23 protein-coding genes and 1 tRNA gene are annotated in these 24,595 nt (G+C 64.9%); 15 read left to right on the top strand and 9 right to left on the bottom strand.

Going from position 1 to position 24,595, the window contains the following annotated elements; translation table 11 throughout:
• The first annotated feature begins 8 nt into the window (after nt 1-8).
• Complete coding sequence (locus AYK61_RS14095) at nt 9-1,238, top strand: S9 family peptidase (protein WP_121871226.1); 1,230 nt, start codon at nt 9-11, stop codon at nt 1,236-1,238.
• The gene (locus AYK61_RS14100; protein ID WP_121871227.1) at nt 1,232-2,122 is read left to right on the top strand and encodes an alpha/beta fold hydrolase; all 891 of its coding nucleotides are present in this window, start codon (nt 1,232-1,234) and stop codon (nt 2,120-2,122) included. The genes AYK61_RS14095 and AYK61_RS14100 overlap by 7 nt, the downstream gene beginning before the upstream one ends.
• Before the next feature lie 22 nt (nt 2,123-2,144).
• Here AYK61_RS14100 and AYK61_RS14105 read toward each other — a convergent pair whose 3' ends face one another.
• Nucleotides 2,145-2,585, bottom strand: a complete 441-nt coding sequence (locus tag AYK61_RS14105; protein WP_121871228.1) for an Hsp20/alpha crystallin family protein — start codon at nt 2,583-2,585, stop codon at nt 2,145-2,147.
• A gap of 136 nt (nt 2,586-2,721) precedes the next feature.
• Between AYK61_RS14105 and AYK61_RS27905 the strand changes: the two genes are divergently transcribed.
• The 4 genes from AYK61_RS27905 (at nt 2,722) to AYK61_RS28265 (ending at nt 3,758) form a co-directional block, all read left to right on the top strand.
• Nucleotides 2,722-2,850: a hypothetical protein gene (locus AYK61_RS27905; protein WP_259468058.1), complete on the top strand. Its 129-nt coding sequence runs from the start codon at nt 2,722-2,724 to the stop codon at nt 2,848-2,850.
• A 61-nt stretch (nt 2,851-2,911) separates the two neighbouring features.
• Entirely contained in the window at nt 2,912-3,076 is a 165-nt protein-coding gene (locus AYK61_RS27325) for a hypothetical protein (RefSeq protein WP_183130281.1), read from the top strand.
• 13 nt (nt 3,077-3,089) lie between these two features.
• Nucleotides 3,090-3,584, top strand: a complete 495-nt coding sequence (locus AYK61_RS14110) for a hypothetical protein (protein ID WP_121871229.1) — start codon at nt 3,090-3,092, stop codon at nt 3,582-3,584.
• Nucleotides 3,585-3,629: 45 nt separating this feature from the next.
• On the top strand, nt 3,630-3,758 hold the full coding sequence (locus tag AYK61_RS28265; protein WP_220709120.1) for a CGNR zinc finger domain-containing protein: 129 nt from the start codon (nt 3,630-3,632) through the stop codon (nt 3,756-3,758).
• Between the two features lie 335 nt (nt 3,759-4,093).
• Here AYK61_RS28265 and AYK61_RS14120 read toward each other — a convergent pair whose 3' ends face one another.
• The 7 genes from AYK61_RS14120 to dcd form a co-directional block, all read right to left on the bottom strand.
• Nucleotides 4,094-5,209, bottom strand: coding sequence for a fused (3R)-hydroxyacyl-ACP dehydratase subunits HadA/HadB (locus AYK61_RS14120; protein ID WP_121871231.1), 1,116 nt, complete (start codon nt 5,207-5,209; stop codon nt 4,094-4,096).
• A 50-nt stretch (nt 5,210-5,259) separates the two neighbouring features.
• Nucleotides 5,260-6,228 carry an Hsp70 family protein gene (locus AYK61_RS14125; protein WP_259468059.1) on the bottom strand — a complete coding sequence of 323 codons (969 nt, stop codon included), beginning with the start codon at nt 6,226-6,228 and terminating at the stop codon, nt 5,260-5,262.
• Nucleotides 6,229-6,368: 140 nt separating this feature from the next.
• Nucleotides 6,369-6,656 (bottom strand): ANTAR domain-containing protein, encoded by a 288-nt coding sequence (locus tag AYK61_RS14130; RefSeq protein ID WP_121871233.1) that lies wholly within the window; start codon nt 6,654-6,656, stop codon nt 6,369-6,371.
• Nucleotides 6,657-6,807: 151 nt separating this feature from the next.
• A complete protein-coding gene (locus tag AYK61_RS14135; protein WP_121871234.1) occupies nt 6,808-7,908 on the bottom strand; it encodes a hypothetical protein in 1,101 nt (366 codons plus the stop codon).
• Between the two features lie 81 nt (nt 7,909-7,989).
• A complete protein-coding gene (locus tag AYK61_RS14140; protein WP_121871235.1) occupies nt 7,990-9,432 on the bottom strand; it encodes a CYTH and CHAD domain-containing protein in 1,443 nt (480 codons plus the stop codon).
• Between the two features lie 55 nt (nt 9,433-9,487).
• Nucleotides 9,488-11,017, bottom strand: a complete 1,530-nt coding sequence (locus AYK61_RS14145) for an Hsp70 family protein (protein ID WP_147458333.1) — start codon at nt 11,015-11,017, stop codon at nt 9,488-9,490.
• A gap of 168 nt (nt 11,018-11,185) precedes the next feature.
• The gene (gene dcd, locus AYK61_RS14150) at nt 11,186-11,764 is read right to left on the bottom strand and encodes a dCTP deaminase (RefSeq protein ID WP_032396620.1); all 579 of its coding nucleotides are present in this window, start codon (nt 11,762-11,764) and stop codon (nt 11,186-11,188) included.
• A gap of 140 nt (nt 11,765-11,904) precedes the next feature.
• On the opposite strand from dcd, the gene AYK61_RS14155 reads away from it, so the two are divergent.
• From AYK61_RS14155 to AYK61_RS14180, 6 genes are all read left to right on the top strand, one after another.
• Entirely contained in the window at nt 11,905-12,618 is a 714-nt protein-coding gene (locus tag AYK61_RS14155) for a hypothetical protein (RefSeq protein WP_121871237.1), read from the top strand.
• On the top strand, nt 12,615-14,744 hold the full coding sequence (locus AYK61_RS14160) for an Rv1355c family protein (protein WP_121871238.1): 2,130 nt from the start codon (nt 12,615-12,617) through the stop codon (nt 14,742-14,744). Before AYK61_RS14155 ends, AYK61_RS14160 begins: the two co-directional genes overlap by 4 nt.
• A 117-nt stretch (nt 14,745-14,861) precedes the next feature.
• Complete coding sequence (locus tag AYK61_RS14165; RefSeq protein WP_121871239.1) at nt 14,862-16,643, top strand: bifunctional diguanylate cyclase/phosphodiesterase; 1,782 nt, start codon at nt 14,862-14,864, stop codon at nt 16,641-16,643.
• A gap of 31 nt (nt 16,644-16,674) precedes the next feature.
• Nucleotides 16,675-16,748 (top strand) — tRNA-Gly (locus tag AYK61_RS14170).
• 271 nt (nt 16,749-17,019) lie between these two features.
• Complete coding sequence (locus tag AYK61_RS14175) at nt 17,020-17,871, top strand: glycoside hydrolase family 16 protein (RefSeq protein WP_121872746.1); 852 nt, start codon at nt 17,020-17,022, stop codon at nt 17,869-17,871.
• 167 nt (nt 17,872-18,038) lie between these two features.
• Nucleotides 18,039-18,995, top strand: coding sequence for a triacylglycerol lipase (locus tag AYK61_RS14180; protein WP_121871240.1), 957 nt, complete (start codon nt 18,039-18,041; stop codon nt 18,993-18,995).
• Nucleotides 18,996-18,998: 3 nt separating this feature from the next.
• Here AYK61_RS14180 and AYK61_RS14185 read toward each other — a convergent pair whose 3' ends face one another.
• On the bottom strand, nt 18,999-20,186 hold the full coding sequence (locus tag AYK61_RS14185; RefSeq protein ID WP_121871241.1) for a CdaR family transcriptional regulator: 1,188 nt from the start codon (nt 20,184-20,186) through the stop codon (nt 18,999-19,001).
• Between the two features lie 190 nt (nt 20,187-20,376).
• Between AYK61_RS14185 and AYK61_RS14190 the strand changes: the two genes are divergently transcribed.
• The 3 genes from AYK61_RS14190 to AYK61_RS14200 all read left to right on the top strand — a co-directional run bounded on the left by AYK61_RS14190 (nt 20,377) and on the right by AYK61_RS14200 (nt 24,562).
• Nucleotides 20,377-22,095, top strand: a complete 1,719-nt coding sequence (locus AYK61_RS14190) for an aldehyde dehydrogenase family protein (RefSeq protein WP_183130439.1) — start codon at nt 20,377-20,379, stop codon at nt 22,093-22,095.
• Between the two features lie 32 nt (nt 22,096-22,127).
• Nucleotides 22,128-23,714: a GMC family oxidoreductase gene (locus tag AYK61_RS14195; RefSeq protein ID WP_121871243.1), complete on the top strand. Its 1,587-nt coding sequence runs from the start codon at nt 22,128-22,130 to the stop codon at nt 23,712-23,714.
• A gap of 164 nt (nt 23,715-23,878) precedes the next feature.
• Nucleotides 23,879-24,562: a hypothetical protein gene (locus AYK61_RS14200; RefSeq protein ID WP_121871244.1), complete on the top strand. Its 684-nt coding sequence runs from the start codon at nt 23,879-23,881 to the stop codon at nt 24,560-24,562.
• The last annotated feature ends 33 nt before the right edge of the window (nt 24,563-24,595 follow it).

The raw sequence follows: 24,595 nt of genomic DNA on the forward strand, positions 1-24,595 counted from the left end.
ACGCGGGAGTGAATGCCATCAGTCGACCGAACCGAGCTCGACGCGTCGGGGCCGCACTCGCGGCGTCCACCTGCGCGGTGACCGCGCTCGTCGGGTGCAGTTCCACACCCGAGCCCGAGCCCGCGACCACGCCCGCCGAGACGACGACCGCACCGGCCCCGCAGTACGACCTCACGGGAGTGCCGGGCACCGTTCTCGATTCCGAGGACTTCGGCGATCGATCGGCAGAGCTCTCCGACACCGGTGCCACGCTGTACCGATTCGTCTACGAGTCCACGTCGGGTGTCGACAATTCCCCCACGGCGGTCTCAGGAGTAGCAGCCGTTCCGGCAGGCACCCCGCCCGAGGGCGGTTGGCCGATCGTCGTCTACGGGCACGGCACCACCGGAGTGCAGGCCGATTGCGGACCGACCCTGTACCCCGACCTGCTCGGCTACCAATTCGCTGTGCAGGACTTCACCGAACTCGGATACGTCACCGTGCTGCCCGATTACCAGGGCCTGGGCACCGGCGGCGGCACCCACCCGTACCTGGAACCGCGCACCTCGGGACACAACATGATCGACGCGGCCCGCGCAGCCCAGAGCGCACTGCCCGACGTCTCCACGCGCTGGGCCGCTGTCGGCCTGTCGCAAGGTGGCCAAGCCGCCTGGGCTGCAAACGAACTCGCCGCTTCCTACGGTCAGGGCTTGGACCTGGTGGGATCGGTGTCACTGTCACCGCCGACCGACCTGAAGCCGCTGGTACATGCCGGAATGGACGGAACCCTCACCACACCGCAGAAAGAACTGATGCCGTCCGTGCTCTACGGCGCACAACAGGTCGATCCCTCGATCGACCCGAAGAACTACAGCGGCAGCGTCGCCGAAGAGAACAACGAGCTCCTGCTCACCTGCCAGGGTGGAGACGTCGAAGGCAAGGAGCGGGCCGTCGAGGCGATGGCACCGGACGAGTTCGCCGCTGACTCAGCGCAATCGGAGCAACAGCTGCTCGACGTGATCGATCGCTACACGCTCCCCCAGGTGCGAACCGAGGTGCCCATGTTCGTGGCCTACGGCGCGAAAGACGACATCGTGCTGCCGCAGTGGACCGCCGACGGCGTCGAAAAGGCATGCGCCCTGGGCGATTCGGTCGTTGCGCAGGAACAGCCCGAACAGGGCCACGATGTCAGCGACGAGGCGGCCATGCAGTTCCTGGCTGCCGTGTTCGCAGGCCAATCGGTGCCCAGCACATGCTGACGACCGGCTCTGCGACGAAGAGAATCACCGAGTACATGCGCGACGGTTTCGTGTTCGATGTGCTCGACCAGGGACCGCTCGACGGCCCGGTCGTGTTGCTGCTGCACGGATTTCCCGAGCGGGCATCGTCATGGTCTGCGGTGATGGCGATACTCAACGATGCCGGGATGCGCACGATCGCCCCGGATCAGCGCGGCTACTCGCCGCGCGCTCGGCCGAAGCGGCGTCGCGACTATCGCGTCGGAGCGTTGGTGGACGATGTGGTTGCCTTGATGGCGGTGATCGGAAGACCGGTTCACCTGGTCGGACACGATTGGGGAGCGAACATCGCCTGGGTCACCGCTGGCCGACACCCCCGACTCGTTGCGTCGCTGACGGCGTTCTCGGTTCCGCACCCGGGTGCCTTCATGACTGCCCTGCTCACCTCGAAACAGTTCCGACTTTCCTGGTACTTCGCGTTCTTCCAGCTGCCGATCCTGCCCGAGCGATGGATGACGAGACCGGGCAAGAGGGCCGAGAAGTGGTACGAGAAAAGCGGAATGAGCGAATCCGATCTCGCCCGAACCGTGGAGGAGGTCGTCGACTACGGGTCCATGCACCACGCGATCACCTGGTACCGCGGACTGCCGTTCTCGAACCCGGGCATCGGCCGTCTGCGCATCACCGTGCCGACGTCGATGGTGTGGAGCGACGGAGACACGTTCATCGGACGATCCGCCGTCGAGGGTGCGCAACGCTACGTCGATGCCCACTACACATTGACGGTGTTACCTGATGTGTCGCACTGGATTCCGACCCAAGCACCGGATGCCGCGGCCGCTGCGATCCTGACCAACGCCGAACTCGCAGTTACGCAGGGTTTCGGGTCCGATTCGTCTGCATAACTGCGAGCTCGTCGGCGCTGGATCAGCTGGTCTGGGTCTCGATGGTTCGCTGCGTGTTGTCGTGGGCGATCTCGATCTTGCGCGGCTTGGCACGGGCTGCGAGGGGAATCGTCACCGTCAGCACGCCGTTGTCGTACGACGCCGAAATCTTTTCCGCGTCGACACCGTCACCGAGCGAGAGCTGGCGGCGATACGTTCCGGCGAATCGCTCCGACGAAAGCCACTGCACGCCATCACTGGTGGGCGCGGTGCGATGCGCGGTCAACGTGAGAGTGCCACGATCGACGTCGACATCGATCGAGCCCGGATCGACACCGGGCAGATCCGCGTTGAGAACGTAGTGGTCATCGAGTTTGTACAAATCCATCGGCATGAACCTGGGTGCGCGGTCCGAACCACTGGTCGCGCCGAGCATCCCGGCAGCAATCGAGTCGAGGTCACGGAACGGATCGAAGCGAAGCACAGCAACCACCTCCTGTACGACGATGCGTCCGCCCCAGCGGCGGGCCGCCTCTCACTGTGCGAGACCCAAATTAGCACTCTCCACCGGAGAGTGCCAAGAGGGAATTGCTACGCAGTGGTGCGATTGAATGCCGTCCATGGCACTCGACCACACCACTGCCGCAGGCACTTACAGGCGTTCGACGATGGTGGCGTTCGACAGGCCGCCCAGCGTCACCGACAAGAATGGCTCGGAAGTGAACGAGCTCAGAGTGCGCATCGCGTAGCCGCCGCTATTCGAATCGGAGAAGCGCCCGCACAGCGTGCACGACGCGTAGCCTGCTGCTCATGGGCGATGATCGGAGTGCTGCAGCGGAGGCCGATCCGCGAGCCAAGTGGCGGAAGCTACCGGGCAGCGTGGAACCAACCCAGGAGGGCCAGGCGCTGGAGTCGGACGCGTCGCTATGGGACCGCACTCCCAAGTACGATCCGAACACGGGGATAGTCCACTGAGCGAGTCATCCTGATGCGCTGGACCGCAATAGTTTTCGGTCTGACCCTGGCCACAGCGTTGTCATTTCTGTGGCACTTCGCCGCGCCCCTTGCGCCCTTCGACCCAGCGGCTATCTCCGGCGAGTCCGGAAGCATATCGATCCTCGGTTATGCGCAACTGTTCACCGAACAGGGTCCGCCGTGGTTTCCGTCGTCGCTCGTCATCAGCGCGCTGACACTCTGCACGGTTGCAGCGGCAGCATGGATTCGCAGATCTCGGCAGTCGCTGTTCTGGTGGCCCTTGCCGATTTCGGTGTTTCTGGGAGGTTCCTTGTGGGCCGCCGCCACCGTCAGTCCTCCGCCGGTCTCCGGCATTGCCTTGGTTCACCCCGACTCGCTGGCCGCGCAGATGTCGGAGTCGCCGCTGTTCAGAGAGTCGAGTCTCGTATTCTTGACCGAATGCCTGACGGCGTCGATCGTGATCGGTGCCGTGTTCGCCGGCATCCAACACATAGTCGACCGGCGCTGACGCCATCGACGAACAGGGCTCCCGCCGGATCGAGATCGCCTGGCATTGTGCGAAGCCCCGCGATGCGGTCAACTGTTTCTTAAGGATCGGCCCAATCAGCAATGGTGTTGCCGCGCATGCGGGAATCGCGCACGTGCGGCCCGACACCACGCAAAGGAGAAGCGCGTATCATGAACATTTCGGTACGCCAGGTGGTACTCGACTGCACGGACGCTCGCCGAGTTCAGCCGACACATTTACGCCCCTAGCAGCAATCCACACCCCCCCGTAGGGGGCGTAGATTCCGAACCGGGGCGTAGATTGCGACCCCACCCACACATCCACTCCCCCACCTGCACATCAGCTCCCCAGATATGGATACCCGACGCCGATCGGAGTCAGAAATCCAAAACCGGGGAGCCGATCCGCGGCGAAGGCGACCACGCCCACCAACTCGCCAGTCAGCCGGGCATCGAGTGGTGTGGTCAAGTGCCGCCCGGGGCACTCAACCACACCACTGCCGCAGGCACTCAGCCCAATTGCACTGTTGCCGTAGCGCGGTGACCGAAGATTCGCTTGCCCTCGAATGTCGCGCCCAGTGAGATCACTGCAGTACGCGTCGCCTCGTCCTTGGACTTGATCTTGCCGGTGAAGACGATTTCGGCGGCCTTGTGGGTGTCCACAGGGATCGGGGTGGTGAAGCGGACGGTGTAGTCCTTCACAGCGCCCGGGTCGCCGAGCCACTCGGTGATGTAACCGCCGCCGACGCCCATCGTGAGCATCCCGTGGGCCAGCACGTTCTCGAGATCGATCAGCTTGGCGAACTGCTCGCTCCAGTGAATCGGGTTCGCATCGCCTGCCACGCCCGCGTAGTTGACCAGATCACCGCGGGTCAGGCGCACCGTGCGCGACGGCAGTTCGTCTCCGACGTTGACGTCGTCGAACTTCTGCGTCGGCCGACCCCGGTACTCCTCGATGATCAGCGGCTCGTGTTCCTGCGGAGTGGACAGTGTGTCGCTCTCGCCGGAATCGGCACCGCTGACATCTGTCGTCGCGCCGAACATCACCAGATTCTGCGCGGACTCGGAGATGGCCGGATCGATCTCGCCGGACCGACCGACGAGGAGCGTGGTGTACGTGGTTTGCACCAGCTCGTTCTTCTGATTGGACACGACGTTCTTGGTCACCATCATGTCGCGACCCATGACCGTCTTGAACGAGTCGAGCGAGACATCGCATGTCAGTTGGTCGCCGGCGAGGATCGGCTTCTGGAACACCAGCACCTGATCGGTCTGCAGAATCTGGCTCAGGTCGTAGCCCTCGGCGATGGACTGCAGAAGCTTCCTCTGCGCGAGGGTGCCGACCAGCGACATGAACGTCAGCGGTGCGACGAGGGCGCTGTGACCCAGCGCAGCCGCGGCGTCACCGTCCCAGTGGGCGGGGTGGAAGTCCTGGACGGCGCGGGCATATTCACGGACCTTTTCGCGGCCCACCTCGTAGTAGTCCTCGGTGCGGTAGTGATAACCGACCATGCTCCGAGCATGTTCTGCCGGATCGAATGCTTCCCCGTCGGTTGCTGCCGTACCGGACTCCGCTACCTGCTCTGCCACTGTTGTCCCACCGTCTCGTACCCCACTGTTCACCATTACCCGAGCAACTTACCGAACAACGGCGTTCGTTGGCCAGGCCGGAGGGTTCAAGCCGAGCGGTGTCGCGGAGAGTCGTGGTAGCCCACCATGCCCACCATCGAGGCGTGTTGCGACGGCGCAACGTTGGCGATCGTGGCACCACGCGGGCGATGTCGACGCGACGCGACCGCGTCGACGGCCATCAGAGCCGCACCGTGCGCGGTGAGGGACTCCGGATTGGCCGGCGCAACGACCGGCAGCAGCAGATCACGACGAAACAGGCGCCGCAGCGTCGGGATGTTGGCGCAGCCGCCGACCATCACCAGGGCGTTCACGGCGCAGGGTGCGTCGACGATGACACTGGCCACCCAGTCCTCCAAAGAGCGAATACTGCGCTCGAGGACATCGTCGAAGGTATTGCGCCACAACCTGACAGGACCACCGATGAAGGGTCCGGCAACTTCCGCCACCCGCAGTCGAGAAAGCTGCTCGCGTGCCGTGCGGACCGACACCGCCAATTCTGCGCGGGCGTGATCGGACGTCAACTCGTCCGCTCCGTACGTCGAGAGCAAGTAGCGGGCGAGCTGCTCGTCGCAGCTGTTGCCTCCGAACAGCGTGGTGCGCACCGAACTGAAGACCGTACCGCTGGCCGGGTCTGCGACGGACACCGTGGTGCCGGATGCCCCGACGTCACAGACCGCGACGGTGCGAGCGCCCTCGAGCTGGCCCGTGCCCCACAGATACCGCAGCTGAGCACCGAGTTCGGAAGCGACCAGCAGGCGATCGGCCTCGTAGGTGGAGTAGGCGGACGTCCGCGCGCGAGCACCGGGATCGTCGGGTACGGCCAACACGATGTCGGTTCGGTCGACCATCTGGTCGCGTGACATGGAGTCCAGCAAGTCGATGGCGACCTGCAGGTGGTCGTCAGGATCGAACGAGTGAACGATGTGGGCCGACCGCACCGACTCGTCGATCGCATCGACTGCGACCCCTCGGGCAGTGGCGGAACCCACCGAAACACCAAGGACTGTTCTCATGATTCCTCGACTCGACTGGCTACTCCGACCTGCCGATAGTAGCCGCCGAACCGCCGTCTGGACAGCAATCTCGGTATTTGAATGAACTTTCGGTTTGTTTTGGGAGATATAACAAGCAGCGAAACTCGTACAGTCCGATCTCAGGCGACGTGATCGTAAGGATCTCGACGGTCCGCCAGCAGTGGACCCCACTCCTCCTGCGCCGACGACATCGCCGCACAGGCGACACCGTTGGCCGAGTCCATCCCACGCGCGGCCGCGACGATGGAGCGGGCGGACTGCACGAGCGAGACATCGAAGCGGAAGCTGTGCGCCGCCAATTCGGCGAACGCATCCTCAGGGCTACAGCCACGCAGCGCGATGAGAACACCCACTGCCCTGTCGATGGTCGTGCGGGTCACCGGTTCTGCTGCGGAATGTTCGGTCATCGAATACTCACCGTCTACTGGTCGATCACTCGATGGTAGCGACGGGTGAGCAGAAGTTCAGGTGTCCGAGTCGAATTCACATACCCGTCACGCGAAGGACTTGTACAAGTATCAAAACCGCTCGCTCACAATGCAATCAACGGATCGAGGGCTATTCGACCGGATCTGCCGGCGGTTCTCCAACGGTGGTGGGGTCGGTGGTCTCCGGAACCTCGGTGGTCGGCTCGGCCGGGTCCGTGGACGGCACCTCGGTTTCGGGTTCCGGCTCGGGCGGGGGATCGACGGTCGACGTTTCCTCGCCACCCGAGTCGCCACCCGAGTCACCACCCGAGTCGCCACCCGAGTCGCCACCGCCGGAATCACCGCCGGAATCACCGCCACCGGAGTTGCCCCCGCCGGGTCTGCCGCCACCCGAATCGACGGCACCAGCATCGACGGCACCCGAATCGACGCGACCGGAGTTGCCGCCACCCGACGACGCCTCGACGTACGGAGTGGGGACCGAACCCGCAGTGGGTGCTGCACTCCAGGTACCGACCGGCATCGGCCCGTACGCGGGGACCTCGAGCAACCCGGTGTCGACGGACGGAATCGCCGACGGGTCGGTAGAGGGGACCGCCGAATCGGCGACCACCACCGCCGAGGACGCGGCTTCGTTGTTTCCGCTCGACGGGACCTCGGCAACATCGGCGGTATCGACCACGGAACTCTGCGTCGGATCGGACGCCGCCAGAGCCCACACGGTGGCTCCGCTCAGTGCCGCGAGAACCGCGACGCCCAACCCGATCATCGTCAGTCTCGCGCTGCGGGGTGTACCGGCCACATCGCTGCCGGAACCACTCCGGTCCTCGTCACCCGTCGCATTCGGAACGGCCACCGGCTCGGCGAGGGCGGCCTTGGCTCCGATCAGTGCCGCTGCAATTCCCAATGGAACCGCGGAGTTCAACCGCGGATCTCCGGCATCCACCACCCCGACGTCGTGAACATCGTGGGCGGCCAGAGCGGCGCAAACGGTCCCGCAGAGCGCGATGCTGTCGCAGACCACCCCGGAACCGCTGATCAGCAGGTCGTTCTGGGCCGCCTGCACCCTCATGATTCCGAGCATCGTCGTGACGGCGTCACCGACACCCCCGGGAACCGAGGAGACGGAGACGGTGCGAGTGGAAATGGGGCCGAGCTCGGGTAGATCGGCCTCGACCAATGCAGCAGATATTTCGTCGTCACCGACGTGCACCCCGAGCGCAATGGCCATGATCGTCGACTCCCCCGAATTCGATTCGGGCTCAGAGTACCCTTCGGGTCTCGAATCGGGGAATCATCCCGGTTTCGCTGATCAGAACTCCAACCTGCTCGCCTCGTCCCGGGCTACCTCGGCGGCGCGACACTCGCGCTCGAACAGCAGGCCGAAGGTGAAACCGTTCTCCCCCGCCGTCGTCCCTGCCCGCGCGCCGAGAGTCCGCAGAATTTCCGCCGCGATCACCGCATCCTGGTGCTCTCCCAGCACCTCCTGAATCGTCTTGTAGTGCTTGATGTTCGCCTTCGAGACCTTCTTGTCCACCACCGGCGCAACCAACTCGGCCGCATACCGCGCACGTTTCGACGCCTTCCGTGCACGATGCAACGCCTCGTCGTCGGTACCGCGCACGGCACTCTTCGTGCGATCGATCGCCTTCTTTCCGGCCTTGCGCGCTAGCTTGACCAACACGCGGTCGGTGACCTCGCCGTCGATCGGTAGCCCCCGCGACCACTCCGACAGCGTCGTGAGCAGCGCGCGGTATCGCTCTCCGTCGAGTTCGGTCATCGCCGCCTCGCGGTATCGGATCTGCTCGGCCAACAGATCGTTCTCGATGCGCGACGCCACCGGCCCGAGCACCAGTTCGGGCGGCAGTTCGCGCAGCGCTGCCGCGAACCGAGCACGCTGCACCTGACGATCTCGAACCTCGCCGAGAATGCTTGCATACCAAGATAGTTCGGCCTCGAGTTGGGCAGCCGGCTCGTCCTCGAACAAACTCCCGAATACGCGGAGGGTACTGCGGTAGCGCCGAATGGCCACCCGCGTGGAGTGAATCGGATCCAGCCCCCGACGCAGATACACATCTCCTGCGACGATCGCCTGCGCCTGATCGTCGAGATAATCCGCCAGCAGCGCCACGCCGGGTTCGGCAGGCTCCTGGCGCACCACCGACAGCGCCCGATCCAACTTCGACGGATGCGCCGACGGCCGAGCACCGGCGGCGCGCAACACCTTGCCCGCCTTCTTCAGGAACGACTCCGAGCCTGCGGGGCCGAGTTCCACCTCCACCTCGCGCCACCGCGGACCGGTCGCGCCGCCGATCAAGACCACCGACACCTCGTCGTCGGCGATTTCCGCGACGACAGCCCCATCGGCGTCGGACACGGTGTGAATCGTTCGACGCGTCGTGAGCGTCGCGACCGCGGCCAACTCCGCGCCCATCACCGCACCGCGCAGCACATCGTTGAGCTCGTCCGGCACCGCGTTGTGCGCACCGCTGCCGAGAGGGAGCCGAATCTCGGTCCGCGCCTTCTCTGCCGGGACCTTCGCATGCCAGCCGTTGTCGGAATCACCGGTACGACGCCGGACGGTGATCCCGCGTCGCAACAGGTCGTGGCCGGCAGTGTCGAAGTACTCACTGCTCAGGTCGGTCTCGCTCGACACCAGTGCGCCGCCGGTGGGTACCAGCGAAGCGAGAGTGGGCAACTGAAAATCTGCGTCGACGTCGAACTTGTCTTCGCGCTCGGTCTGAATCGACTCCATACTGCTCATCCTGCCTCGAGTGCCCGGGCCGGTGACGGCGGAAAGCGCAGACCGGTCAGCGTCGCGGAAAGTCGAAATCCGGCAACGGAAAATCGAACGTCCGGGTCGACCGCGTGGTGGTCGTCGGCGTCGTGGTCCGGGTGGTCGTGGTGGGACGCGTTGTGGTCGGACGAGTCGTGGCGGCGGGTGGGACCGTCGTCTGCACCACGGTCGACGAATCGACGGTGGGCCTGCTCGGTGCCGTCGTCTGCTCGATGACGGACGGGGCACCGGTCGTGGTGACGACGCGCCGTGTGGCGGTGGCGCTTTCGGCGACCGTCGTGGCCGGTGCCGGGGACGAGGACGACGTTGTCGGCGCGCCGACCGGAGACGAGGTCGGCGTCGCCGTCGTGGTCGCGAACGGCACCGAGGGCCCGGCGGGTTCGGCGGGTTCGGCGGCTGACCCGTCCGCCGCAGGCACCACGGACTGCGACCGGGCGGGTTGCGAGGAGTCCTGCGACGTGGTCACCGACGTCGCTGGATCTTCGCCGCTGGTCCGTGCCGCCGCAGTGACCACGGTGCCGGCTGCACATACCGCGACGAGTGCCGCGAGCGCGCCGCCGAGATGCCGAGCCTTGTTGGCCCTGGTCATCCGCTTGAAGGAGGTGTCGCTGTGCCGGGGACGCTTGGAGACCACCGCGGCCACCTCGAGGTCTGCGGAATCCCGGTCCACGGCAGCGAATCGATCGGTGAGCACCTCAGGTGCCGCCGGCGCAGGCCGCAGACCCACCGTCCGAACGATCCCGGCAGCGCCGTAAGCCGCCAGCAGTTCCGGCTGCTCGGGCACGTAGACCGGCACCGCCACCGCGTCGAACAGGACCTGGCGAACTATCTGCATGTTGGCACCGCCGCCGACGGCGACGACGGCGTCGACGCGAACGCCCTGCGCGCTGACCGCATCGAGGACGTCGACGGCCATCGAAACGGCTCGGTGCACGGCGTCGCCGATGACCTCGTCGAGATTGCCACGCCACAGCGACGCTCGTCCGCCGACGAACGGCCCGATGATCGACACGCTGCGAAGCAGGGCCAGCTCGTGTTTGCCGTCGCGGACGTCGTGCACGAGCCGCCTGCGAGCCTCGATCGTCGGCGCCTCGGCCGCACCGAATGTCGCGATGAGGTGATCGCACAGCATTCGATCGCACTCATCGCCGCTGAGCGCGTCGGTTCGACGCGACGCGAGAACGTCACCGCTGTCGATGTCGACGACGGAGACCGAGGTACCGGATGCGCCGACGTCGAACAGGGCGACGCAGCGTTCGCCTGCCAGCACACGTGTCTCACGCAGTGCACCCAACTGGGCGCCGAGTTCGGATACGAGGACGACACCGTCTGAGAAGTCCTGGTCGTAAGCCGTTCGGGGGTCGCTCTCGCGCAATGCGAGCACCGGATAGAAATCCGCCGACGCATACTCCGTCGCCAGATTGTGTACCGAGGTGACGACGGCATCCCACGGATCGGGGGCGAGGCCGTTGGGTGCGGGCCGAGACGCGACGGGCTCGTGCACTTCCAGAACGGCACCGGAGCGCGAGTCGGCACTGATCACGCTGCGGAGACCACTCGACCCCAAAGAAGCGCCGAGGACGGACACATCGTGAACCGCGGACACTAGAAACCTCGCTCTGGTAGGCCCCAACCCACGTGAGGTCACCAGAGTACCGCTACAACCGGTCGTTCGTCATGTTTTACGGCTGGCAAACAAACTGCGAGATCGTTACTCGACGCTCGACCGGACGAAATTCAGGTAGGCCTTCGACGGCGTCGGCCCGCGCTGACCCTGATACTTCGACCCCACCGCGGCACTGCCGTACGGATTCTCGGACGGCGACGACAGCCGGAACAGACACAGTTGCCCGATCTTCATGCCCGGCCACAACGTGATCGGCAGGTTGGCGACGTTGGACAACTCCAACGTGATGTGGCCGCTGAAGCCCGGATCGATGAAACCTGCAGTCGAGTGCGTGAGCAGACCCAGCCGCCCGAGCGAGCTCTTTCCCTCGAGCCGACCGGCCAGGTAGTCCGGCAGCGTCGTCAATTCGAGAGTGGAGCCGAGAACGAATTCGCCCGGATGAAGAACGAACGGCTCGCCGGCCGCAGGTTCGACCAACGTCGTCAACTCGTCCTGCTGCAGCGACGGGTCGATGTGGGTGTAGCGAGTGTTGTTGAACACCCGAAACAGCTTGTCGAGCCGCACATCGACACTCGACGGCTGAACCATCGACGGGTCGAACGGTTCGATCGCCAGGTTTCCCAGGGTCACTTCGGCACGGATGTCACGGTCGGAGAGCAGCACCTCTGCAGGCTACTGGTCCTGGGCGGTCCCCCGCGACACACCCGAGTCCCGATCGCGGCGCATAGCTCTGCAAAGGAAAAGCCGGACAATCGAGCGGCACGACCATTCACATTCGGCAAACTCCTGTCAGGAAGACTGAAATGACAATTCCGTTCGACGTCCCCTCGTACTGGGATCAGCGATCCCAATGCCTCGTTCTGGCCACCACTCCCACAGAAAACCCGGGGTTGTGGAAACAATTCCTCGACGGCGCAGAGGAAAGCTATATGAGACACGGTGTCACCACCGCTCTCGAAATATCGGCCATTCGTGACGGCAGCACCACGGCGCTGTTCTTCGCCGCACTCGACCGAACCGGACAAATAGTCGGCGGAGTACGGGTGCAAGGACCGTATTCCTCGGTCGATCAATCGCACGCACTGATCGAATTCGCCGACCATCCGGAAGGCCTACGGCACGTGCACACCATGCTCGACGAACGCATCGACCACGGAGTCGTCGAACTCAAGTCCGCGTGGGTCGCTCAGCACGCACCCCACGGCCGAGCCGTCACCGCGATGATCGCAGAATCACCCGCCTACAGCACGGCACTTCTCGGCGCGCGCTACGCCCTTGCCACCGCGGCCTCCCACGTCCGCACCGCATGGCTCGACACCGGTGCCGTCATCGCCACCCAGATCGAGCCGATCCCCTACCCTGACGATCGCTATCGAACCGAGGTGTTCTGGTGGGACAGAACAACACTCGCATTCAACGCCGACCTGGCCACCTGGCGCCGGATGCGGCACAACACGGTCACCCTGCTGGCACACCGCCGCGCAGCCGTCGAACTCCCGGAAGCAGTCGCATCATGAACGATCGAACCACACCCGGCCACCACTGGAAGCCTGTGATATTCGACGAGACGGACGCCACACAGCGCGACGCACTCGACGAACTCCGACGCGACCGAACCCTCACTTTCCTGGACGAGCGAAAGACGCAGCGAAAAGGCCTGCGCTCACTGCTTCCCGGCCCTGAGCAGAGCCTTCTCGACGAAAACGACAGGTGGGTTTTCTTTCCGTGGCGAAAGACGGTCGTCGCCGTACTCGGACCCCGCTCGTTTCGACACCTGAGGCTCGACAGGAACAGAAACAAGATAACCCTCGAGGAACAGAATTCCTTGGGAGATCTCACGATCGGAATCATCGGCCTCAGCGTCGGGCACGCCATTGCCCACACTCTCGCACTCGAAGGAATCTGCGGGACGCTTCGACTCGCCGATTTCGACGAGATCGAACTGTCCAACCTCAATAGAATTCCCGCGTCGATCCTCGATCTCGGGGTCAACAAAGCGGTCGTCGCAGCCCGACGCATTGCCGAGATCGACCCGTATCTGCGCGTCGAGATCGCCGAGGACGGAATCACCGAGAACACCATCGACGAGTTCTTCGACGGACTCGATCTGCTCGTCGAGGAATGCGACTCCCTCGATGTCAAGGTCCGCGCCCGCGAGGCAGCCCGCTCGCGAGGGATCCCGGTACTGATGGAGACCTCCGACCGAGGACTGCTCGACGTCGAGCGCTTCGACCTCGAACCCGACCGTCCGGTGTTCCACGGCGTCCTCGGCGAGATCGACTCGACGAGCCTGCGGGGGCTGGGCACGCGCGACAAGATCCCCATCGTCCTCGATCAGCTCGACGCCTCACTGCTCTCGGCCCGGATGGCCGCCTCGATGGTGGAAGTGAGCGAAACGATCGAGACCTGGCCACAATTGGGTGGCGACGTTCAACTCGGCGGCGCGACCATCGCAGCAGCCGTTCGACGCTTCGGCACCGGAGCGCACCTGCCCTCCGGACGAATCCGCGTCGATCTCGAGACCCATCTCGACGCGCTCGCGGCCCCGGCCCCGACACCGAGGGCGCAGCAGTCTTCGGTCGACACCGCCGTCGACGCTCACCACGCATCCGTCGATCCCGACGCGCTCGTTCTCGACGCTGCGCGCCGAGCACCGTCCGGTGGAAACAGTCAGCCGTGGACGTTCACCCGAGAAGGACGCACCGTGCGGATCGGGGTGGATCGTTCCCGAACGTCGACCCTCGACGTCGCCTTCCGGGGCAGCTGCGTGGCAGTGGGTGCGGCCGCTTTCAACGCGCGCGTGGTGGCCACCGCGCAGGGCAGGCTCGACCGCAGCGAGGTCACCGACCACGGAGTCGAGATCACCCTGAGTGCGGGCGACCCACAACCCGTCACCGATCGACGCCTGCTCGACGGCGTTCTCGAGCGGTGCACCAATCGGGAAATGGGCACCGGCGCACCCCTGGACGCCGGCATCGTCGCCGACATCGTCGCGGCGGCAGAAGCAGAGGGTGGCCGGGCAGTGCTGCTGACGGCACGCGAGTCCATCGCGGCGGCCGCGGATATCCTCGCCGCCGCCGATCGAATCCGGTATCTCACACCGCACCTGCATCGAGACATGTTCTCCGAGTTGCGCTGGCCGGGGGATCTCGATCCCGACCGGGGAATCGAGGTGTCGACTCTGGGGATCGACGACGCGGATCTGTCCAAGCTCGAGATCGTCAAACGGCCGGACGTCATGGAGCTCGTGCAGGCGTGGGACGCCGGTGCAGCGCTGGGGACCGACATGCGCGACCGTGTGCTGTCGAGTTCGGCACTCGCAGTGGTCGTCGTACCCGGATCGACCGCAGCAGATTACATCATCGGGGGATCTGCAACGGAGAACGTTTGGGTTACTGCGCATTTGCGCGGATTGGCAGTGCAGCCGGTTTCCCCCGCGTTCCTCTACGCGCGCACCGCGGAGGAATATCGACAACTGGCACCACACCACGCAGAAACGCTGCAGCAGTTGAGTTTCGAGTTCCGCGCACTGCTTGAAATCGAAAACACAGAGTCCGTCGCGCTGGTGTTGCGGCTCGGTAGCGCCCCGAAAACCCCGATACATAGTCGCAGACTTCCTGTTTCAGCGTCTGTATCGGGGTAGAGTTCCGGCGAAGACCAGGGGGAACAGTCCTGCACTGCGTCTACGAGAGGCGGGAGTGGGGCCCTGGAGCACAACCAGACGCTCGAGGTCCTCGTCACCGGCGTCGCAACCGAACTCATGGGAGTCGATGCGGCGACGGTGCGCGAGGCCTACGACTCCGTGCTGCGGCAACTCGTGGACTACCTGGGCATCGACTTCAGCTTTCTCCGGCACAACGATTTCGAGGCCAGGGCCACCAGACTCAGCGCAGAATGGCCACCGCGACTGAGCGTGCCCGATCCCGACCCACTGGCAGTGGTCTACTTCGACGAAGCAGACTCGGTGTTCCGCCTGGCCGAAACACTGACCGAACCGGCAGTGTTCCGGCCGGACCCGGAGCAGGAGGACTACCGCCGCCGCGTCGAGGACGCGTCGGGATTCTCCGCGACCTCGATGGCCGTCGTGCCGCTGCTGCACTCGGAACGCACCACCGGCATCCTCGGCTTCATCAAGATCGGCGACCGAACGTGGTCCGAGGCAGAACTCAACGCGCTCAAAGCGATTGCAGCACTGCTCTCTCAACTGCAGGCGCGAGTGAGCGCCGAGGAGCAGCTCCGGTTCTCGGCGCTGCACGACCACCTGACCAAACTGCCGAACCGCGCTGCGCTCACACAACACCTCCGCGAACGACTCGACCCGGCCATGCCCGGTCCCGTCGCCGTGATGCACATCGACCTCGATCGACTCAAAGCACTGAACGACTTCCTGGGACACCTCGCCGGAGACCACTACCTCCAGACCATCGCCGACCGACTGCAGAGCTTCGTCGGCAAGTCGGCCGGTCTCGTGGCACGCCTGGGCGGCGACGAATTCCTGGTGGTGCTGGCCGGGCCATGCTCGGCCCGCGTCGCAGCACACCACGCCGAGATGATCGCCGACGCCATGTACGCCCCCGTCACCCTCGGAGTCGAACGCATCAGCAGAAGTGCGAGCATCGGAATCGCCTTCGGCCAGCCGGGCAAGCACACGGCGGAGTCGCTTCTGCGGCAGGCAGATCAAGCCGCCCTGGTAGCCAAACGCGCAGGCGGCCACGACATCGCCCTGTTCACCGAAGAGATGCACGCCGAAGCCGAACTCCGCAACGACGTCGAGATCCATCTGCGCGACGCCATCGCAGGCGACTCCCTCACCCTGCACTTCCAGCCCGAGGTGGACCTCGTCACCGGACGCATCACCGCAGTCGAAGCACTGGTCCGATGGCAACACCCCACCCGAGGTCTGCTCCCCCCGTCCGCCTTCATCCCGGTGGCCGAGGAGACGAACCTCGCCGGAGAACTCGGCCGCTGGGTACTCGACCACGCCTGCCGCACCCTCGCCGACTGGCAACGCGAGATCCCCCACCTCGACATCGCGATGCGCGTCAACATATCTCCCGTCCAACTGGTCACCAACGGATTCGTCGGCGCCGTCGCCAGAGCACTCACGGAGTTCTCGATAGCCGGGCCCGACCTCTGCCTCGAGATCACCGAAGTGGCTGTGGTACAGGACCTTTCCCGCACCCGCGTGACACTGCGCGAGCTCCGCGAACTCGGCGTGCAAGTGGCCATAGACGACTTCGGCACCGGATACAGCTCGCTGTCGCACCTCAAGGAACTCCCCGTCGACGCACTCAAGATCGACCGCGCCTTCGTCACCGACCTCGGAGCCACGAACACCGGCGACCTGGCCATCGTCCAATCCATCATCGGACTCGCCGACGCGTTCGGACTCAATATCATCGCCGAAGGCGTCGAAACACAGACCGCCAGAAACACCCTGATCGAACTGGGCTGCACCCGCGCACAGGGATACCTGTTCTCCAAGCCGGTACCAGCACACGACGCCCTCACCCTGCTACACGGCGTGCGAATCGACATCTGAACGCCCTGGTAACCTTCGAACCGCACCACACGCCGGTGTAGTTCATTGGTAGAACGCGACCTTCCCAAGGTTGAGAGGCGGGTTCGATTCCCGTCACCGGCTCCACGCTGGCTCTCTTACGAGTCGCTTCCGTCTAGCTCGCACCGCTCAACTCCTGAACCCTCCCGAGTCACTGCGGTCACTCCTGAAACAAACCGACTACTGCATACCATTGGTCGATACCCTTGCTACCGACCAGTAACATAGGTGAATTCATTCATTGTATTCGCAAGAATTCCTGCATTTCAAAAGAAACTTCTGCCGCCTAGTTTGCCGTGCTAGAAATCAAATGTCGACATTTGTTCACCGACATATGACCCTGACAGGAATCCCCCTCATGCGATCACTATTCACAATTGTCTCGGTCGCCCTGACGACGATGGCCGTTGCCGTCTCGTCGGCGACCGCAGCCCCGTCACTGGCCGCGCCCCCGAGAACCCAGGGCGGAGCAGGAACCGTGCTGTGGGAAGACCAATTCAACGGGTACGGCGGACCCGACCCCTCCAAATGGGGGTTTCAGACCGGCCGCTGGGGCGCGAGTTCCGGTGAGCAGCAGTACTATACGGACTCCTGGAACAACGCCAACCAGTTCAACGGCTCACTGAACATCACCGCGCGTCGAGAGACGCCACCGGACCGCAAGCGGGCACCGTACAACTTCACCAGCGCCCGCGTGGTCAGCATGGGCAAGCAATCGGTGACACCGCCGGTGCGCATCGAAGCATCGATCAAGATGCCGAGCGCCCAGGGCCTGCTGCCCGCATTCTGGACCCTCGGTCTACAACCCGGTGGCGAATATTCATGGCCAAGCCAAGGGGAAGTGGACATCGTCGAAATTCCCGGACTGTACGGACCGTCATTCAATTTGCACGGTCCCTCGAAGTGGAACTCCAATCAAGATGTGAAGACCGGCGGCAGCATGAATCCGGTCGGCAACGGATTCCACACCTACCGCATCGACTGGCTACCGAACAGCATCACCTGGTTCGTCGACGGAGTCGCTCGATACTCCTTCACTCAGGCCCAGTACGAGGCGAAGGGCGGCAACTGGAAGGCGTTCTCGGGCGCATGGCCGCACTACATCCTGTTCAACGTCGCCGTGGGCAACAACTGGACCGGCAAGACGCTGAACAGCACGCCGTACCCGCAGACGATGAGCGTCGACTGGCTGCGTGTGAGTCGCCTCTGACCTGCAGAGCAATCCTTCTCTCCGCACGGGGCCCAGCCACCACGGCTGGGTCCCGTGCGGTGTACGCGCCGGGCACGATTTCGCCCGAAGAACAATTCTTGTGACTTTTCTCAGTCAGCACCCCCACTCATAGGGACATTCCACAGTTCGAGGAATACCGTCTATTCATGCGCGGGCCACGGCGAAGTCTGATCACCCTCGTAATCGTCGCTGCCGCTGCGCTGCTGACACCCTCCGCGCACGCGGGGCCACTGATGCCCATCGCCGCTGCCCCCGAGCAACCCGATCACGCCGATGCCATTCGCTACGCCGCATCCAATCGCGACGCCGCACCTCCCGGAGCCAACGACATGGGCTGCAAGCCCACTGCGGCGCACCCGAATCCAGTCGTCCTGGTACACGGCACCGACGCCACTGCGTACTCCGACTGGGCCGGCTTCGCACCCATCCTGAAAGCAGCCGGATTCTGCGTCTTCGCCATCAACTACGGCACCTCGCCGGACGGCAAGTCCAACGGGTACGGCGTCATCGAAGACAGTGCGGCGCAACTGAAGTCGATGACCCTGTCGATACTCCAGGCAACCGGTGCCGAAGCCGTCGACGTGGTCGGCTACTCGCAGGGTGCCGCGGTCGCTCGATACTTCGTCAACAGGCTCGGCGGTTCCTATGTGGTCGACAGATGGGTGGGGATCGCATCACCGACCTACGGCGGCACCATGTACGGGGTTGCGCCCGTCGTACAGGCAGTGCCAGGTGCAACCGGTGTCGTAGCAGGCGAATTCGGCCCTGGTCTCGCCCAACTGATGGCCGGATCCGATTTTCTCGAACGCCTCAATGCAGGCGGCGACACCGTGCCCGGAGTGGAGTACACCTCCATCGCAACGAGGGTGGACGAGGTGATCCAGCCGTACACCAATGCGCTGCTGCGGGATCCGGGAGCGCACAACATCGTGGTGCAGGACGTGTGCCCCGATACCGAGGTAGCGCACTTCACGTTCACCTACGACCCCACCGCGCTGCGACTGGCGCTCAACGCACTCGACCCGGCGAACGCGCGTCCCCCGACCTGCGTACCGGTGCCGCTGGGAGCCGGAATTCTCGACGTCGTCCTCGCCAGCCACTGACCCTCACGTCAGCAGCTGATACGCCCTGAGCCCGACGTAGAGTTCCGCGGCTTGAATCGGATCACGGAAGTCGCGGCCGGTGAGCTCGGCGATGCGACGCAGCCGATACAACACCGTATTGCGGTGGTAGTGCAGCGATTCGGCGGCGTCGCGGGTGGAACCGCCGCACGAGAACCAGGCGTCGAGAGTGTCCAGCAGGCTCTGCCGTTCGGCTCGCGGCAACGCCAGCAGATCACCGAGTATCTGACGCGAGGCAATGCGGCCCGACGAGGGATCGCGGACCAGCAGCAGCGGTACCGGCACGGAGTCGTAGCGCACCGGCGCGGACGGTGAGGCCGCGTTCGGGGTGCACGACCTCGCCAATCGGGCCTGACCGACGGCATCACCGATACCCGACGGAGACCGGAAGACCGAACTCACCCCCACCCGTCCCGGACACAGCTCGCTCAGCGTGATCAACGCGCAATCGATGTCCGATTCCGTTGCGGCACAGATCAGCCCGACGCTACCGTCCACCTCGGCATCCCACACCGATTCGGCACCCACGGTACGGAGACGGGCGATCAACCCGTCGATCCCCACCGCTGCGGTCAACGGCTCCTGTGAGACCACTGCGAAGTAGCCGTGGTCGGGAATGCGAAACGTGCGCAACGCGTCCGCTGCCGCAGTCGGATTGGCACCGTGATCGGCGAAGAGCACACGGATGAGTCGTCCACGGGCTTCGGCGCTTTCGCGCGCACGCATGTCGGCGCTCTCTCGATAGGCTTCCGCTGCCTCGTCGGAGTACACGTCGACCAGCGCCCAGACCTGAGCGGCCATGTCCAGCAACGCATGACTGGCCCGGCCATCCGAGCGTTCCATCAACTCGTCCCAGACCAACCTGCCGCCCAGCCGAAAAGCATGCAGCAGAGCGGCCAGCGGTACGCCCTGCTCCGCTTTGAGGCGGCCCGCGTCGCGAGCCGCCTCGAGTCGCATGGGAGCACGACCGGACAGCTTGCCCAGCATCGACGCCAGATTGCTTCGCGACGCCTCGTAGAGCTGCTCGGTGGTGAGCAGCGTCGATTCGAGGTAGGCGTGCTCGGCACCCAGGATCCGTCGTACCAATTCGGTCGCGAGATCGTCGACGCCGTCGAGCATCGTCGCGGCCAGATCGGTCGGTGACGGATGCACGTCGAACTCGGTCGCGGTCATGACAGGACTCTAGCCTCACCCGTGTAAGCCACGCCACAGCGAAATTGTGCGGCGGCACAAACCGTCGCACCCGATTTCAGGCCCGTGGCCCATAGCGTCCCGCGTCCGAGTGCGACCACAATCACAGTGGAAGCCGTGTACCCGAACGACGAGTGGAGCCGAGAAGTTGACCAGCGACGTCACCCCACACCTGCAATCCGTACCGACGACGGGACCCACCGAGGCAGTCGACTCCGCACTCGTCGATCTGTCCGAGGGAGAGAAGAACTGGGGACGTCTCACCCTCGCCGAACGGCGGGCCCTCCTCGAACGCGTGCATGCGCTGACCACAGCTCACGCGCAGGAGTGGGTGAGCGCGGCATCGTCGATCAAGGGACTCGACGCCTCGTCCAGTCTCGTCGGTGAGGAATGGCTGTCGGGTCCGTACTCGTTCCTGAACGGACTCGGCACCGTGGCGCACACCCTCGCGGCGCTGGAAGCCGGCACCAGCCCACTGGCCGGTGCCACGTTCGGGACGGCACCCGGTGGGCGCACGACGGTGTCGGTGCTGCCCCTCAACATCTTCGAGCGACTCCTGCTCAACGGGTTCACGGCCGAGGTGTGGCTGAAGCCCGGAATCGACCGTGCAACCGCACAGCGGACCGCGGGCCTCGCCCAGCTCGATCCCACCCGCACCGCAGGCATCGGAGTAGTACTCGGCGCGGGCAACATCACCTCCATTGCGCCGCTGGACGCGCTGTACGAACTGATCGCGTTCAACCGTGTCGTCGCACTCAAGCTCAACCCCATCATGGATCCGCTGCTGCCGGTGTTCGAGAAGATCCTCGCGCCGCTCGTCGACATCGGCGCACTGCGCTTGCTCACCGGCGGAGCCGACGTGGGCACCTACCTGGTGCAGCACGTGTCCGTCGACCACGTGCACATGACCGGCAGCGCCATCACGCACGACGCGATCGTCTTCGGTCCGGGCCCGGACGGAGCTGCGCGCAAGGCGGCCAACGACCCGATCCTCACCAAGGACATCTCCAGCGAACTCGGCGGCGTCTCGCCCACCATCGTTCTACCCGGTGAGTGGAGCCGCGCCGACATCGAGTTCCAGGCCGAACACATCGCCACCCAACGCCTGCACAACAGTGGATACAACTGTGTCGCTTCGCAGGTCGTCGTGCTGTCCTCGGAGTGGAAGCAGCGCGACGAGTTCGTCGCCGCCCTGCGCGCCGCCCTCGACCGCGCGCCTGCACGAGCGCCCTACTACCCCGGCAGCGACAAGCGAGTGTCCGACGCCACCGCCACCTACCCGTCCGCCGAACGCCTCGGCGAGCGCGGCGGCCGCGTGCTCATCACCGATCTGAACCCCGGCGAATACGCACCGCTGCTGCAGACCGAGTACTTCGCACCGGTCATGGGCATCATCGAATTGCCCTACAGCGGAGCCGCGTTCGCGGCCAAGGCGGTACAGGCCGCGAACGAGGAATTCACCGGCACACTCGGCATCAACATCATCGGCACCCCCGGCACCATCAAGGGACTCGGAGAGAAGTTCGACACCATGCTCGCCGACCTGCGCTACGGCACCATCGCCGTCAACGCCTGGACGGCCATCGGCTTCCTCACCGCAGCGGCCACCTGGGGCGCATTCCCCGGCCACACCGTCGACGACGTGCAGAGCGGAATCGGCATCGTGCACAATGCATTACTGATCGACGGGGCCGAGCGAACAGTGGTGCGCGGGCCGTTCCGGCCGCTGCCGCGCTCGCTGATCAACGGCGAGCTCTCCATCTCCCCGAAGCCACCGTGGTTCGTCACCAACAAGACCGCAGCATCGACCGGCAAGCTGCTCACCGCATTCGCGGGCGCACCGTCCTGGTCCAAGCTGCCGGCAATTTTCGCCTCCGCCCTGCGCGGGTAGAACCCAGCGTCGACGACGACCGAAGGACAATCATGAGCTCTCAGCGCACGACGGCCGACTACATCGTGGTTGGCGCAGGTTCGGCAGGCGCGGTGGTGGCCAATCGCCTCAGCGCAGACCCCCGCAACGAGGTGATCCTCCTCGAGGCAGGCCCCGAGGACAAGAACAAGTTCGCCCACATCCCCGCTGCATTCTCCAAACTTTTTCGTAGCGAAGTCGACTGGGACTACCTCACCGAACCGCAACCGGAGCTGCGTGATCGCAGCATCTACTGGCCACGCGGCAAGATGCTCGGCGGCTCGTCGTCGATGAACGCGATGATGTGGGTTCGCGGATTCGCCGCCGACTACGACGAGTGGGCGGCGGTGTCCGACGACTCCTGGTCGTTCCGCAACCTCGTCGGATACTTCCGCAAGATCGAGAACATCGAGGGCACAACCGAACTCGATGCAGGTACCGACGGCCCGCTCGTCGTCTCGCACCAGCGCAGCTCACGCGCCCTGACGTCCTCGTTCCTCGACGCCGTCGAAGAAGCCGGCTACCCGGTTGAAACGGCGAACCTGCCCGAGCCCAAGGGCTTCAGCCGAACCATGGTCAACCAGAAGCGCGGAGCACGGTGGAGCACCGCCGATGCATACCTGCGGCCGGCGAAGAAGCGCAAGAACCTCACCATCCTCACCGACGCGCAGGCCACCCGCGTCCTCTTCGAGGGCAGCGCCGCGGTAGGCGTCGAATACACCTCCGGCGGATCGCTGCACACCGTGCGCGCACGCAGAGAAGTGATCCTGTCCGGCGGAGCCATCAACACCCCGCAACTGCTGATGCTCTCGGGCATCGGCGACCAGGAACAACTGAAGTCGCACGGCATCACGGTCCGGCATCACTCACCGGGCGTCGGGCAGAATCTGCTCGACCATCTGGCCGCCCTCATCGGCTGGCAGACCGAGACCGACTCCCTCTTCCACGCCGAGAAGATCCCGGAACTGGTCAACTACCTCGCGCGCCGACGCGGCATGCTCACCTCCAACGTCGGCGAGGCGTACGGATTCATCAAGAGCCGCGAGGACCTGGCCCTGCCCGACGTCGAACTCATCTTCGGCCCGGCACCGTTCTTCGACGAGGGCCTCATCGCCCAGGACGCCCACGCCGCAGTCATCGGGTCCGTATTGGTGAAGCCGGAGAGCCGCGGCGAGATCACCCTCCGATCGGCCGACCCGTTGGCCAAGCCCATCGTCGAACCCCGCTACCTCAGCGACCCCGGCGGACTGGACCGCAAGGCGATGATCGAAGGCCTCCGCGTCTGCGTCGCGATCTCCGAAACCCCGTCGTTGAAGGGACTGCTCGGCGACGTCGTACGCCCCAGGGTGGCGTCGAACATCTCCCCGGCGGACCTGCTCACCGAGGCCCTCGAGCAGAATGCGCACACTCTGTATCACCCCGTCGGCACTGCCCGTATGGGCAACGATGCCGACAGTGTCGTCGATGCCGAGCTGCGGGTGCGGGGCGTCGACCGCCTTCGCGTCGCCGACGCGTCGATCATGCCGAGCATCATCCGCGGACACACTCACGCGCCTTCGGTGGTGATCGGCGAACGAGCAGCGGACTTGATCCTTCGTTGATCCGCACGTGAACCTTTCGGAAAATTTCCGGTTTGGGAGTCCGGTTTGTCGGGTAACAGGTGGGCACGCTCCCTTGCAGGGGATCGAGATGGAACCCATCCGCTCGGCAAGCAGCGCCGAATGACCCACAACGCTCGAGAGACGAGCACGGAAGGTTGACCGACATGTTCACTGTTCGTAAAGCTTTGGCCGCCACCGCAATCGGTGCACTCACCATCGTCCCGCTTGCCGCATGCTCCAGCGAGGAAGCATCCGACACCGTCGACGCAGCCACCTCTTCGGCAGCAGAAGCCGTGGAGAGCGAGCCCGAGCCCGCAGCCGAGGTCGAGGACCTCACCGGTGTCGACACCGCAGTTGCTCTGGATGCCGGCTTCACCGGCGCACTGACCACTCTGGGCCTCACGCCCGGCGTCGTCGGAACCGCGACCCTGGCAGACGGTTCCATCGCGTTCCCGATCACCGGCGGCGACGTCAAGTACTGGGAGCCCGGCACCGTCGACCCCTACGTCCAGGGCGAGATCAACCACGACGGCAGCGGCCTGTCGCTGACCGCAGGCGAGACCGTCGTCGAGCTCATCAACTTCGACATCGACCCGGGCACTTCGATCCTCACCGGTGACGTCATGGTCAACGGCGAAGAAGCAGCTGCAGACGCAGTTCTGTTCGATCTCGACGGCCGCACCCTGCAGCCGCTCGCTACCGGACCCGACAACACCGCAATCCTGCAGGGCACCGAGGTGAAGATCTCGGAGACCGCTGCCGGACTGCTCAACAGCACCTTCAACACCGATGCTGTGACCCCGGGACTGCTCGTGGGCGTTGCGACCATCACGATCAACACCGCATAATCACTTCCTGAACGCCCGTGCGCGAGTCGCCGC

Origin of the sequence: Rhodococcus sp. SBT000017, from assembly GCF_003688915.1 — a bacterium.
GTDB lineage: Bacteria > Actinomycetota > Actinomycetes > Mycobacteriales > Mycobacteriaceae > Rhodococcoides.

Excerpts from the sequence above, each read along its gene's own strand:
- AYK61_RS14100 (WP_121871227.1), top strand. The coding sequence starts at position 1,232 with ATGCTGACGACCGGCTCTGCGACGAAGAGAATCACCGAGTACATGCGC.
- AYK61_RS27905 (WP_259468058.1), top strand. The coding sequence starts at position 2,722 with ATGGCACTCGACCACACCACTGCCGCAGGCACTTACAGGCGTTCGACG.
- AYK61_RS27325 (WP_183130281.1), top strand. The coding sequence starts at position 2,912 with ATGGGCGATGATCGGAGTGCTGCAGCGGAGGCCGATCCGCGAGCCAAG.
- AYK61_RS14110 (WP_121871229.1), top strand. The coding sequence starts at position 3,090 with ATGCGCTGGACCGCAATAGTTTTCGGTCTGACCCTGGCCACAGCGTTG.
- AYK61_RS14120 (WP_121871231.1), bottom strand. The coding sequence starts at position 5,209 with ATGGTGAACAGTGGGGTACGAGACGGTGGGACAACAGTGGCAGAGCAG.
- AYK61_RS14125 (WP_259468059.1), bottom strand. The coding sequence starts at position 6,228 with ATGAGAACAGTCCTTGGTGTTTCGGTGGGTTCCGCCACTGCCCGAGGG.
- AYK61_RS14130 (WP_121871233.1), bottom strand. The coding sequence starts at position 6,656 with ATGACCGAACATTCCGCAGCAGAACCGGTGACCCGCACGACCATCGAC.
- AYK61_RS14135 (WP_121871234.1), bottom strand. The coding sequence starts at position 7,908 with ATGGCCATTGCGCTCGGGGTGCACGTCGGTGACGACGAAATATCTGCT.
- AYK61_RS14140 (WP_121871235.1), bottom strand. The coding sequence starts at position 9,432 with ATGGAGTCGATTCAGACCGAGCGCGAAGACAAGTTCGACGTCGACGCA.
- AYK61_RS14155 (WP_121871237.1), top strand. The coding sequence starts at position 11,905 with ATGACAATTCCGTTCGACGTCCCCTCGTACTGGGATCAGCGATCCCAA.
- AYK61_RS14160 (WP_121871238.1), top strand. The coding sequence starts at position 12,615 with ATGAACGATCGAACCACACCCGGCCACCACTGGAAGCCTGTGATATTC.
- AYK61_RS14165 (WP_121871239.1), top strand. The coding sequence starts at position 14,862 with ATGGGAGTCGATGCGGCGACGGTGCGCGAGGCCTACGACTCCGTGCTG.
- AYK61_RS14175 (WP_121872746.1), top strand. The coding sequence starts at position 17,020 with ATGCGATCACTATTCACAATTGTCTCGGTCGCCCTGACGACGATGGCC.
- AYK61_RS14180 (WP_121871240.1), top strand. The coding sequence starts at position 18,039 with ATGCGCGGGCCACGGCGAAGTCTGATCACCCTCGTAATCGTCGCTGCC.
- AYK61_RS14185 (WP_121871241.1), bottom strand. The coding sequence starts at position 20,186 with ATGACCGCGACCGAGTTCGACGTGCATCCGTCACCGACCGATCTGGCC.
- AYK61_RS14195 (WP_121871243.1), top strand. The coding sequence starts at position 22,128 with ATGAGCTCTCAGCGCACGACGGCCGACTACATCGTGGTTGGCGCAGGT.
- AYK61_RS14200 (WP_121871244.1), top strand. The coding sequence starts at position 23,879 with ATGTTCACTGTTCGTAAAGCTTTGGCCGCCACCGCAATCGGTGCACTC.